Below are 9,983 nucleotides of genomic sequence, written 5' to 3'. Positions count from 1 at the left end.
AAGCGCGTGCGCGACAATATCGACGAAGATGAAAGCAAGTAATCAACTGATAGTGAAAATCAAGGAGTTCGAGGGGCTGCGGCTCAGAGCCTATCGAGACTCGGGAGGTAAGCCCACCATTGGTTACGGCCATACGCTGGGCGTGAAGATGGGGCAACGCATCACGGAGCGGCAGGCGGAGGAAATGCTGGAGCAAGACCTCTGGGTGGCGGGCAGGTTCCCGAACACGATGAAAGCGATAGACACGCAGGGTAAGTACGATGCCGTGGTGAGCTTTATCTTTAATCTTGGTGTGGGCAACTTCAAACGCTCAACGCTCTACAGGCGCATCCTGCACCACGCCCCCGACAGACTCATACAAGCGGAGTTCAGGCGGTGGGTGCATTCGGGTGGCAAGGTGTTACCCGGGCTGGTGAAAAGGAGAGAGTGGGAGGCACGTAGATGGGTAGAATAAAAAACTACATCAAGCACCTCAACATCCCGTTTTGGTACGCGCTGCTCGTAATAACCGTCTGCGTGGCATGCTGCACATCCTGCAAGACCAAGTACGTCACAGTACCTGAGTACCACACCCGCTACACCCACAATACCGATACTTTCCTGCGTTCTGACACGACGCTTATCCGTGATAGTGTGATTATAAGGACGCAGGGGGATACGACGATTGTAGAGAAGATAAGGTGGCGGGACAGGATTATTAAGGTGTACAAGATAAAGACGGACTCCGTGATACAAAGGGACAGCATCCGTGTGCCTTACCCCGTCGAGGAATCACTCTCCAAGTGGGAGCAGGCGAAAATGGACTTCGGCGGTATAGCCATCGGTGGCACGCTCGCGCTCGTTATCTTAGTCATTATCCGAGTGACAAAGTCAGTACATAAGATATAGGTTGAGTTTTATTCTCATTCGTCAAATAAATATAACTCCTGATATTTCCTTGGATATGCCTTGTCAAGATTAACCATGAACTTGTTCCAATCATAATTTGATATTACAGCGATGGCATGTACAGCTTCAAGATGTTGCCTGAGCCTTGGTAACCCTATATCTCGGCTAAGAAACTGGTGGTGCTTGTATGTTCTGTTCCCACTTTTGTTTTTAGGGTTTAACTTCTCCAATTCTGGTAATACAGGAGCCAGCCTATCATATACAATTTCTTTTATCCATGTGCCGACGACTCCGGGGCGTTTTGAAGTCTTCTGCCATGTCCATTTGCGCATTTTGTATAAATCCTCGAAAAACACATCGTCAAATGTTTTCACCCACTTTGCCGCTTCTTCTTGCAGAAATGAATTGAAAAATTTCTGAAGCTCGTCTTTAGCCCTTGTTTTTTCCTTATCATACCCAGTTGCCTCGTCCACTAATGCAATGATACCTGTTTTCGCTACGGCTCGGATAATGATATTTGCGTTTCTTATATAATTCTCTGGAATATCATACCCTGATTCGCCGGCTTTAATTATTACATCGCATAAATCAATAAGCAAGGTTGCTTCATACCCGTACGTATCAGACTGTGAGCCTCCTGCATCATTTCTCTTGAATATTATCGGGCTGTTCATCCGTTGGAAAGTATCTCCATCGCCGGTTTTAATTTCTCTAAGCAGATTTTTGATAGGGTCTCTCGACACGAATCTTGACAGCCATGTACCACTTGAACTTGTTGCTCCTATGGCTTTCTGCATTCCACGTCCGGAAAACACGCGTGTACCATCCTCAAGTACGTAGCATGGCAACTCTAAACTGCCAAGACGTAATGGCGTTTTATCCGATCCATATTTTGCTTTAAGTATCTTTTCCTCGATTGCTATTTCAGAATAATCTACTCCGATTGCTTGCGAAATCTTCTCCAGTGAGGATTTCGTTGTTGTACCATTAATCAGCTTACTCATTCCAACCTCTGTCATTCCAATTTTTGAGGCAAGCTCTTTTTGTGTCATTCCAATTTTTGGAAGAATCTCCTTTAACCTATGTTTCATAATATAAAAGTTTAATTAACTGTGCAAATATAGGAATATTTGTTTAATAAACAGTTGAAATATTAAACTTTATTTTGTTTCCGCCTCAAATATGAGGTTTTTAAATTTATGTTACCCCACCGTCCGTGATGGATAGTGGGGATTTGTTGTTTCTTGCAATCTCTTGCAAAACTTGCAAGAAAGCTCCCAATCACCATCACGATGATTGGGAGCATTTTGCCCTCACCAGAGCTTTAAGTTTAATTAATTTATCGATTGAGAAAAAAATTCTTTTCTTCTGTTTTCTTCTTGTCCAGTTCATCCGCCCATTGTACCAAGTCTTTATGATAGCCAAGCGCGGCCTTTCCTACGGCATTAATGGTATCAACACTTGTGGCCTTGCGCTCAATGATATTCATGGCGAGCTGGCAGTCTTTGTCCTTATTGAGATTGACGATGTTGTCCGGGTCAAACGAATGGCTTACGTCGGTAAAATAATTCAGCACATTTGTTAGCCGAGCCGACCTGAATGTATCAGACAGGTCTTTGCCAGTCTTTTCTCTCGACATCTTCCAAAAGGCGTCCCACAAGACACATGCATACTCCAGCATGACGTGAGCAAGGAAAACACTTGTTGCCAATTCTGCCTCATTTAAGTTTAGCTTGTTGACGTATCTGTTAATCGAGAATCGAAGAATGTCTATATCGTGTTTCATTTTTTCCTGCCACGTGTCCATGTAGTCCATGAGATATCCTCTTCTATCACCATATCGGTTAATTCGTGATTCCTCATAGAGCATCCGCTCGTATTCGTCTCCAGCTATTTCTGCTGCCTTGACGTTTTTCTTTATAAGTCGTTTGTATCTCTTGGACTCTTTCAATGCCTCGTGAGCATCTTTCAGTAGCGATAGTGCTACATCGTTCATCGGTACGACGATACAGTGGAATAGTGAAGCCCAATGCTCCCATTCTTCCTTATGCTGCCATGCGCCCTTGACCACTGCCTGTCTAATAGCGACTGTATGTGTTGTTCTCTCTATCATTTCATATCTATGATTATTGCCCAGTCAGGCAAGTATTCGTATTCGTTCATTATTTACCCTTTCTTACTATTTCCCATTTTCCGTTATCATTTTGTCTTAGGCTTTCGCCTTTCCTTGCTACCCATCCGTTGGTGACCTGGTGATTGAGTTCAAGAACAAACCCATCTCCTGTTTTTATCATCGAATGAACACATTCGAGATTCCATAGGTCGTTTATATTCTTTTCTGTGATTTCTATTTCCTGTATCATTTGCTTGGTATAAAACAGGCAGCGCACCGATTTAATTTAAAAGAGTCTATTTAATAATTTTATCGTATGAGTTGGTGCACCGCCTGTGATTGTTTATTGTTTTACGTTTCCTTTTTTAAGCTCCTCTACAAGTGCATCGGCGCATTTAACTGCAATCTCTGCCGATCCTTTTGGAGTCAAGGAAGCTCCATAGCTTGCACTGATTGTCGCCATCGTTTCTATCGCCGCATTTATACGTACTTTGTCCCAATCTATTGGATCTGCATCCATTTCCTCAAGCAGCACCAATTCGTCTTTATCATAGGTGTTACCGTCTTTGTCGGTATACTCTGATTCACTCACTTTCTTTACCTCTATGAGGTCTCCTTTAACTGCGTACATAACTGTTGGTTTTTATAAGTTAATATTTAACATTTGCTCATTAAAATCGTTAATTTATTTGTTGCGTGCTGTAAAACGCTCTATCTTTGTAGAGCAATTTAGTACGAGGTAATACCTCTGCGGCTATATGCCGTCTCTCCGTCCGCTCTCTGCCTATTAGAGAAAAGACACGCCCTCAGTCCCGTGCTGGGGGCTTTTCGTTGCATTTCGGCATAGTGCAACGACTTCCAACGCAATTAAGCATTGGTTGCAACCGCCGAGAAGGGAGGTATTACCGCATGAATACTAAATTGCATAAAGGCGAGATACGTGAAGTGTTTTGCAAGTTCATCCGCAAAGGTGGAAAGATTATCTACCCTAAGAATGGTACTTGTTTCCACTTCTTCGTAGAGGCGTAGTGTTAACGCCGTAGTCTTGGAGGGGGTGTTCACGGGCACTCCCTTTTACTTATACCACTCATTACCCTTTTCAGATCTTCTGCACTTGCAGTTGGATATTCTTTTAGCACAGCAAGAAAAGCATCTCGACTTAGTTTCCTGTAATACTTAACGAAGTCTTTTCTGACGAGGTCGCAAGGCTCGCCCGGGCCGATAGCCTTTTCCTTACCCTGCTTTTCGGCTATTGCAGACAATGTGAACACGTCAATACCGTCCTTATTAACGATGATGAACTCATGTCCGTTAATCTTCATCCGACCATAGTATCTCGCTATCAAGAACTGTGAGTTTGCCCAGTACTCCTCCGACATGCAAATTGGTATATCGTTGTTTGTCATATCCTTATAGTCCTTTCTATGTTTGTCTGTTACAGTTTTTATAATAAAGCAGGAACCAGAACTAACCCATTGTTCTAACACAACCAACCACCTCTGATTTTCGGTGGCCATTACTTCCTTTTGGGATGATTTAGTACTGGGATCGAACCAGTATTAATTCCTGCTGTTAGTTGTTTTCCTCATGGAACTTTCTTAACGTCTCTTTTATCGCTTCTGCTGCTCTCTCGGCTTGCTCTTGTGTTTTGAAGTAGTTGCCACATTCCCAAGAATCTTGGTCGAAATCATCGTTATCTTCTTGCATTCCTAACATATGTAAATCCGAAGATAATTTCCAATACCTATCACCTTTCTTTGCTCTCCACCTTATCTCCTCTATTTGCTTCTCTTCTTCGTTCCAACGGAGGCCTCGTTTTTTCATCTTGTCGAATAGGCGTTGCCTTTCCTCATCGGTGGCCTGACGAAAAGAATCCATATCCCAGCACTTGTTCTCAAGCCCTTTCACCGGATTTGTCTCGGTATTGAAATATGACATACCTCTTCCGCTACCATCGTTGTGATAACACTTAAAAATAATCGTTATATCATCATAGATTGATGTTAGTATGTCACCATCTTTGAACTCTCGCTCTTTCTCAATAATAATCTCGTTGCCGTTCACTGTTGCCTTGCAGCCCTGCGGGACTGTGAGGCGGTCACCGTTGCTTAATTTTATTTCCATAGCTGTTTGTCTTATTATTTCTATTCAGTTTTTTGTCTTTTAATTTCTTCGTTGATAATCTTGTTTATCTTATCCGCATCCTCGTAACGCTCCTCCTTTATCAGTTCATCACGTGCGATATATAGTTGGTTAATGTAAATTGCGTCGTTTTTTCGTTGCACCTCTTTTAGGTAGCTCTTAATATTTTGAACCTTGTTTTCAACGCGGCTCATCCAGCGAGCAAGCAGGATGCACATAAAGCTCACGCAACACATGTTGAACACCATGATAATTATATTGAACATTTCTTTCCACATAATAATCGTTTCTTCTTCATTTGCTTTATAGCCTTTTCCAGCAATTCGCTGAAACTTTTTTGGAGCCTTTAAGCCTCATTACTTCATCATGTTTACTTTGTAATATATCATACACACGTTCATAGCACATGCCAATGTATGCAGTGGCAAGGTTGCTCCAAACATCTATGATTGGCTTCCAGTATGGGAAAACCTTTTCTATTTTGCGCAAATCATTCAAATCTAACTTTGCAAACCTATATAGGTCATAGCAGCGTGAAAAATCGTCTGCATCGTGTGGTACATCATAATTACTACTGTTTGGTGTTATATTGGGTATTTCCATAAGGGCGACCCACATCGTTTTTGATGATACACCAACATGATGCGTACCAATCCATTCTATCATTTTATCCTTATTCATTCCTTACGTCCTTTTAGTTCTTCAATAAGGGCATCTACCCACCGCACACAATCATGGGCGTGTGACGCAATGCTTACACCGTCAATCAGCTGGTTGCATGATGCAACCAATATATCTTTCGCAATCTCGTATCTGCGTTGCTCCCAGTCAATGGGCAGAGCATCTGTAGTATCTATAAGCTCTATCTCTTTGTCTCTAAAAGTTTGTTGGCGGTAAATTCCATCACTACCATAATATTGAGCTGTTCCCCATTCTTTACTGATGCCTATAATCGTTATTTCTTCTCCTGTTTCTATTATTCTTGCTTTCATGTCATTTTGTTTTAATAAGTTCTTTGTTCTCTTGCACGTTTCCGGCTACAACATTTTTGCACTCGTTAATCATTTGTTGGTCGACGTCGAACTGAATGCTTGCAAAACCTTCGGGTACAACTACAAACCGCGATCTATCATCATTGTATTGTACGGTGTGATTGCATCCACTGTACACTATGATGTCCCCCTCAAATATCCTCTTTCCTTTTGCATCTTTCAGCCCTGTGTACTGACCAACGGTGTCGGCGTCCACAACATAGTCCTTATAAGTATCTAAAGGGTTCACTTTATCATCTGGCGATATAAAATGATTGCCACGATATGTGAAATAGTAGCCGTAAATCCACTTTTTGTTCTTCTTGTTCCACCCACGGAACAGTATCTCTCGTTTTGCCATTGTAGTATATCTTTTAGTGATCCATTACTCCGCTTGTGACCTTTCCATCTCTTACTATAGCATGTCCCCATACCCAAGCATCGCCATGTACCCAGTCATTGCCATACACACAAGTATCGCCATATACCCAACATTTACCGGCATGTGATAAGTTATCCTCGCTCTCAACATATCCGCCTTTGTCGCCTTTCTTCACATCTACAAAGTCTCGTAAGGCCTCTATTCGGTACAAAGTCCTACCATCTGCCGTAATGGTGTCATTCTCCAATAGTCTGTATTTCTTTTCCATTGTCATTGTCCTCACCTCCATTTTCCTTTAATTTAACTTCTGCATTGTATCCTTTTCTGTCGCTATCATAAAAGCTCGCCATCCCAATCTTGATACCGTCAAATACAAACTCTGTCATACCAAAAGGGTCGCTTGCCGTAATACTTATTACATCAGCTCCGATATGCGCCAAAGCCTTTGCCACGATGTCGAGATAAAACCATCGAAAAAATGTATTCCCGAACTTTATTACTGCCTTTTCGTCGTGAACTTTCCTGCCTGTGTATGTTTCCTTCTTGTGTGTTATCACGCCATCGCCACCACACATCGGACAATCGAAATCGTGGTAATGCGTATGTAAGTTATCATCTGTATATTCCCATTCTACCTCACCAGTACCACCACACTCCTTGCATTCTTCCTCGTTTCCTTCTGTTACCACTTCATCTACCAACGGACATGCATCCAACGCCTGTCTGATAGCCTTATATGTACAAGATAAATGGCATGGTTTTAATACTTTTGGTAGCTTTAGTTCTTCACATCCCTTGACAGGCTCGTAGTGTCCGTTAAGCCTGTCTGGGCTAATTCTAATTATTACATGACCTTCTGTTGCCCAAACTTCATTGTAGACAGGATGGAGGAATGGAACATACGTAAATGCTCTGACGCCATCTCCATCTGTAAACATTTCTAACAACTCGGTCTCGTTCTTGATTTTATTGTTGTTTTGGCTTTTGCACCCGTTGTTTGTTTTCATTGTCGTTATATCTCTTTTAGGTTAAACATTTCCGCTTGCGTGAAGCCCTCGTGCCAAGGTGTGGAGCATCGACCAAATTCAATGTATTTTTGGTAATACTCACGGCTGATGAGCCATTCATCTTCTGTATATTGGAATGCCCATTCGATTCCAAACTTATCAATCATCTGGTCCCTTGCCTTTCCAAAGTCTTCGGCTACTTCCACATGGTAGCATTTGCGGTGTGGCGTATCTATGCCGCAACCGAATGTAAAATAATATTTTTTCATAGTTTCATATAAATTTAATCGTCAATACTTCCATATCCAATCATTTCATAAAACACATCCAAATTGTATGATTACCTTTGCCTGACGTATGACCGAATAACGGTTTTCGTCCGACAATCTCAACTATCTTATCAGTCCGTATCTGCTGTTCGTTCCATTTGAATATAAGCACACCGTTAGGCTTCAAAACGCGCATACATTCATCAAACCCCTGCTTGATGTCATCTTCCCATGTTGGGAACAGACGACCGTATTTTTTTGCCATCCATGATGATTTGCCAAGATTTTTTAAATGAGGAGGATCAAACAACACGATATGGAAACTTTCATTATCAAATGGCATTTTGCGAAAATCACCGACAACATCAGGTCTTACTTCCAACGTCCGCCCGTCACATAGTGTCGTTGTTTCTTGTCGAATATCCATAAACAACGCTTCTGGATTATTCTTATCGAACCAGCACATACGGCTTCCGCAGCAAGCGTCTAATATTCTTTTCATAGTGTTACCTGTTTTTAATGTTTTCCAATTGTTCTGTTTTCTGTTTCATCACATACAGCTCATGCGATAGTTTATCCCTTTCAGCCCTGGCTTTACCAATCTCCACGTAGCTAAATGTCACCGCAGTGAAGACGACAACGAATAAAGCTGCAAAGGGGTAACGTTTGATGAGCCGCTTAAAGAAGTGCAGCGCATCAACAACGCACAGCCACAGATTCCTAACTGTTTTGCAGGCGTATATGCCGCACAGCACGAGGTGGTTGTCCTCATATTTATTCTCCGTGAAATTTATCATAGATTATATTCCTCTAAAAGTTTATTATATATATCGATATATGGCGTCCCGCTATATTCTTCTGTAAGTCTCGCTAAATCTCTTGCCCTTGCCCTTGCTGTTCTTGGGCAGTGCGAAGTTAATGCCGAATACATCCATATCATAATGTTGTTTTTTCGTTCCTCATATTCTTGACGTGTCATTTTCTTTTTGTTTTAGTTTCAGGTATTCGCTGTAATATATCCCGTTTGACTTTTCCCTTTTTGCAAGTTCCTTATATTGCTCCTGCTCCTTTATGCTCTCGCTCTGTGCTACTGTATCTCGATACAAATCATACTTCCGAAGCCAAGATAAAATAACAGAACCATCTATACGGCCATAAACCTCTCCATAGTTTCCAAGTTTGGCGAGCTTGAAAAATAGTTTGAAATCGTATATCGTATAATGTGGATAAGCGTCAATAATCATATTAATGGTCTCGGCCACTTGTATGGCATCCATCGTCCCATTTGTTGAATAGAAGTTAAGGAAGCTATTTACCCACTTGACCATCATTGCCTGCAACCTTTGCTCTCCTACCTCCCTCCGTATAGACGCTATACCAACTTCAGGTGCCATGAAAACATCCTGTACCGTTCTTGGGTTAATGCTCATCCAATATTGCATCGGCGAGTCTTTCAAGAGCTGCACGGCTTGCTTCCTTGTTTGCGGTAGATGCTCGATTATTGTTAACTCGTTTTTCATTCCTATTAAATTGCTTTTCATTATTACTCCAGGTAACAAGCCTTTTCTGCGTTTCCCAAGTCTTTTCCATTTCAAATCGCATCTTCGTTCCTGATTTGTTCTTTTCCGTCCAGTAGTTGAAGAAAGATCTAATCATCTCTGGTTGATAAATACCACCACGTGAAACGACAAATGGGATAAGACTAATTTCAAAATCCTTTTCGCGTTCTTTGCATTTCGCCTGTAAATGGCTAATTACATTCGATGTTGTCTGCTGTGTTACCTTTTTCTTTCCAACTCTATAGTTATCATATTTACAGATAATTACAAATGTACCTTTCATGTTATTTTGTGGGTTATGTGCTGTATTAGTCACAACATCTAATTCTCCCTTTTTGATAAGATTAGAAAGTGTAGATCTACATACCTGAAGCGTCATTCCACACATCCTCGCAAATGTTCTGTAGCTTATATTTGTTATTCCTTCGTCATCAGCCATCAACAGCAATCTTAGTAAAGCAAGTTGCTCGTTGGGAGAGAATTGCTCCGTAAACTTGTCATCAATTTTTATCATATCACCTACACGGTACCATGGGATGTATCTTTACGTCTCCAACTCTCGGTTCAAAATGCACACACTTTATCGGCGTGT

Annotated in this window: 18 protein-coding genes; 2 read left to right on the top strand and 16 right to left on the bottom strand. The window is 41.6% G+C overall.

Annotated features, from left to right (window positions below; genetic code table 11):
- Positions 1 to 28 precede the first annotated feature (28 nt).
- Complete coding sequence (locus HMPREF0645_RS10695) at positions 29 to 454, top strand: lysozyme (RefSeq protein WP_007175024.1); 426 nt, start codon at positions 29 to 31, stop codon at positions 452 to 454.
- A 62-nt stretch (positions 455 to 516) separates the two neighbouring features.
- Positions 517 to 888, top strand: coding sequence for a hypothetical protein (locus HMPREF0645_RS10690; RefSeq protein WP_156777917.1), 372 nt, complete (start codon positions 517 to 519; stop codon positions 886 to 888).
- 14 nt (positions 889 to 902) lie between these two features.
- On the opposite strand, the gene HMPREF0645_RS10685 is transcribed toward HMPREF0645_RS10690, so the two are convergent.
- The 16 genes from HMPREF0645_RS10685 to HMPREF0645_RS13010 all read right to left on the bottom strand — a co-directional run bounded on the left by HMPREF0645_RS10685 (position 903) and on the right by HMPREF0645_RS13010 (position 9,905).
- Positions 903 to 1,979 (bottom strand): P63C domain-containing protein, encoded by a 1,077-nt coding sequence (locus HMPREF0645_RS10685; protein WP_007175022.1) that lies wholly within the window; start codon positions 1,977 to 1,979, stop codon positions 903 to 905.
- Positions 1,980 to 2,227: 248 nt separating this feature from the next.
- Entirely contained in the window at positions 2,228 to 3,001 is a 774-nt protein-coding gene (locus tag HMPREF0645_RS10680; RefSeq protein ID WP_007175021.1) for a hypothetical protein, read from the bottom strand.
- A gap of 343 nt (positions 3,002 to 3,344) precedes the next feature.
- Positions 3,345 to 3,632, bottom strand: coding sequence for a hypothetical protein (locus HMPREF0645_RS10670; RefSeq protein WP_007175019.1), 288 nt, complete (start codon positions 3,630 to 3,632; stop codon positions 3,345 to 3,347).
- Positions 3,633 to 4,059: 427 nt separating this feature from the next.
- Complete coding sequence (locus tag HMPREF0645_RS10665; protein WP_156777916.1) at positions 4,060 to 4,407, bottom strand: hypothetical protein; 348 nt, start codon at positions 4,405 to 4,407, stop codon at positions 4,060 to 4,062.
- Positions 4,408 to 4,573: 166 nt separating this feature from the next.
- Positions 4,574 to 5,125 (bottom strand): hypothetical protein, encoded by a 552-nt coding sequence (locus HMPREF0645_RS10660; RefSeq protein ID WP_007175016.1) that lies wholly within the window; start codon positions 5,123 to 5,125, stop codon positions 4,574 to 4,576.
- A gap of 20 nt (positions 5,126 to 5,145) precedes the next feature.
- The gene (locus HMPREF0645_RS10655; protein ID WP_007175015.1) at positions 5,146 to 5,421 is read right to left on the bottom strand and encodes a hypothetical protein; all 276 of its coding nucleotides are present in this window, start codon (positions 5,419 to 5,421) and stop codon (positions 5,146 to 5,148) included.
- Between the two features lie 25 nt (positions 5,422 to 5,446).
- On the bottom strand, positions 5,447 to 5,824 hold the full coding sequence (locus HMPREF0645_RS10650) for a type 1 periplasmic-binding domain-containing protein (RefSeq protein ID WP_007175014.1): 378 nt from the start codon (positions 5,822 to 5,824) through the stop codon (positions 5,447 to 5,449).
- The gene (locus tag HMPREF0645_RS10645; RefSeq protein WP_007175013.1) at positions 5,821 to 6,135 is read right to left on the bottom strand and encodes a hypothetical protein; all 315 of its coding nucleotides are present in this window, start codon (positions 6,133 to 6,135) and stop codon (positions 5,821 to 5,823) included. Before HMPREF0645_RS10645 ends, HMPREF0645_RS10650 begins: the two co-directional genes overlap by 4 nt.
- Before the next feature lies 1 nt (position 6,136).
- Positions 6,137 to 6,535: a YopX family protein gene (locus HMPREF0645_RS10640; RefSeq protein WP_007175012.1), complete on the bottom strand. Its 399-nt coding sequence runs from the start codon at positions 6,533 to 6,535 to the stop codon at positions 6,137 to 6,139.
- Positions 6,536 to 6,548: 13 nt separating this feature from the next.
- Positions 6,549 to 6,824: a hypothetical protein gene (locus tag HMPREF0645_RS10635; protein WP_007175011.1), complete on the bottom strand. Its 276-nt coding sequence runs from the start codon at positions 6,822 to 6,824 to the stop codon at positions 6,549 to 6,551.
- Positions 6,793 to 7,563, bottom strand: a complete 771-nt coding sequence (locus tag HMPREF0645_RS10630; protein ID WP_007175010.1) for a hypothetical protein — start codon at positions 7,561 to 7,563, stop codon at positions 6,793 to 6,795. Before HMPREF0645_RS10630 ends, HMPREF0645_RS10635 begins: the two co-directional genes overlap by 32 nt.
- Positions 7,564 to 7,568: 5 nt before the next feature.
- Positions 7,569 to 7,832: a hypothetical protein gene (locus tag HMPREF0645_RS10625; protein ID WP_007175009.1), complete on the bottom strand. Its 264-nt coding sequence runs from the start codon at positions 7,830 to 7,832 to the stop codon at positions 7,569 to 7,571.
- A gap of 40 nt (positions 7,833 to 7,872) precedes the next feature.
- Entirely contained in the window at positions 7,873 to 8,334 is a 462-nt protein-coding gene (locus HMPREF0645_RS10620) for a class I SAM-dependent methyltransferase (RefSeq protein WP_044123581.1), read from the bottom strand.
- 4 nt (positions 8,335 to 8,338) lie between these two features.
- Complete coding sequence (locus HMPREF0645_RS10615; RefSeq protein ID WP_007175007.1) at positions 8,339 to 8,629, bottom strand: hypothetical protein; 291 nt, start codon at positions 8,627 to 8,629, stop codon at positions 8,339 to 8,341.
- 162 nt (positions 8,630 to 8,791) lie between these two features.
- Entirely contained in the window at positions 8,792 to 9,226 is a 435-nt protein-coding gene (locus HMPREF0645_RS10610; RefSeq protein WP_245544026.1) for a DUF6633 family protein, read from the bottom strand.
- A 25-nt stretch (positions 9,227 to 9,251) separates the two neighbouring features.
- Entirely contained in the window at positions 9,252 to 9,905 is a 654-nt protein-coding gene (locus HMPREF0645_RS13010) for a hypothetical protein (RefSeq protein WP_007175005.1), read from the bottom strand.
- Between the last annotated feature and the right edge of the window lie 78 nt (positions 9,906 to 9,983).

The organism is Hallella bergensis DSM 17361 (genome assembly GCF_000160535.1).
GTDB lineage: Bacteria > Bacteroidota > Bacteroidia > Bacteroidales > Bacteroidaceae > Prevotella > Prevotella bergensis.
The sequence above is the reverse complement of the archived record's forward strand: the minus strand, read 5'-3'. Positions and strand labels throughout refer to the sequence as shown.

Coding starts and splice junctions, on each gene's coding strand:
- HMPREF0645_RS10695 (WP_007175024.1), top strand. CDS start 29: ATGAAAGCAAGTAATCAACTGATAGTGAAAATCAAGGAGTTCGAGGGG.
- HMPREF0645_RS10685 (WP_007175022.1), bottom strand. CDS start 1,979: ATGAAACATAGGTTAAAGGAGATTCTTCCAAAAATTGGAATGACACAA.
- HMPREF0645_RS10680 (WP_007175021.1), bottom strand. CDS start 3,001: ATGATAGAGAGAACAACACATACAGTCGCTATTAGACAGGCAGTGGTC.
- HMPREF0645_RS10670 (WP_007175019.1), bottom strand. CDS start 3,632: ATGTACGCAGTTAAAGGAGACCTCATAGAGGTAAAGAAAGTGAGTGAA.
- HMPREF0645_RS10665 (WP_156777916.1), bottom strand. CDS start 4,407: ATGACAAACAACGATATACCAATTTGCATGTCGGAGGAGTACTGGGCA.
- HMPREF0645_RS10660 (WP_007175016.1), bottom strand. CDS start 5,125: ATGGAAATAAAATTAAGCAACGGTGACCGCCTCACAGTCCCGCAGGGC.
- HMPREF0645_RS10655 (WP_007175015.1), bottom strand. CDS start 5,421: ATGTGGAAAGAAATGTTCAATATAATTATCATGGTGTTCAACATGTGT.
- HMPREF0645_RS10650 (WP_007175014.1), bottom strand. CDS start 5,824: ATGAATAAGGATAAAATGATAGAATGGATTGGTACGCATCATGTTGGT.
- HMPREF0645_RS10645 (WP_007175013.1), bottom strand. CDS start 6,135: ATGAAAGCAAGAATAATAGAAACAGGAGAAGAAATAACGATTATAGGC.
- HMPREF0645_RS10640 (WP_007175012.1), bottom strand. CDS start 6,535: ATGGCAAAACGAGAGATACTGTTCCGTGGGTGGAACAAGAAGAACAAA.
- HMPREF0645_RS10635 (WP_007175011.1), bottom strand. CDS start 6,824: ATGGAAAAGAAATACAGACTATTGGAGAATGACACCATTACGGCAGAT.
- HMPREF0645_RS10630 (WP_007175010.1), bottom strand. CDS start 7,563: ATGAAAACAAACAACGGGTGCAAAAGCCAAAACAACAATAAAATCAAG.
- HMPREF0645_RS10625 (WP_007175009.1), bottom strand. CDS start 7,832: ATGAAAAAATATTATTTTACATTCGGTTGCGGCATAGATACGCCACAC.
- HMPREF0645_RS10620 (WP_044123581.1), bottom strand. CDS start 8,334: ATGAAAAGAATATTAGACGCTTGCTGCGGAAGCCGTATGTGCTGGTTC.
- HMPREF0645_RS10615 (WP_007175007.1), bottom strand. CDS start 8,629: ATGATAAATTTCACGGAGAATAAATATGAGGACAACCACCTCGTGCTG.
- HMPREF0645_RS10610 (WP_245544026.1), bottom strand. CDS start 9,226: ATGGCACCTGAAGTTGGTATAGCGTCTATACGGAGGGAGGTAGGAGAG.
- HMPREF0645_RS13010 (WP_007175005.1), bottom strand. CDS start 9,905: ATGATAAAAATTGATGACAAGTTTACGGAGCAATTCTCTCCCAACGAG.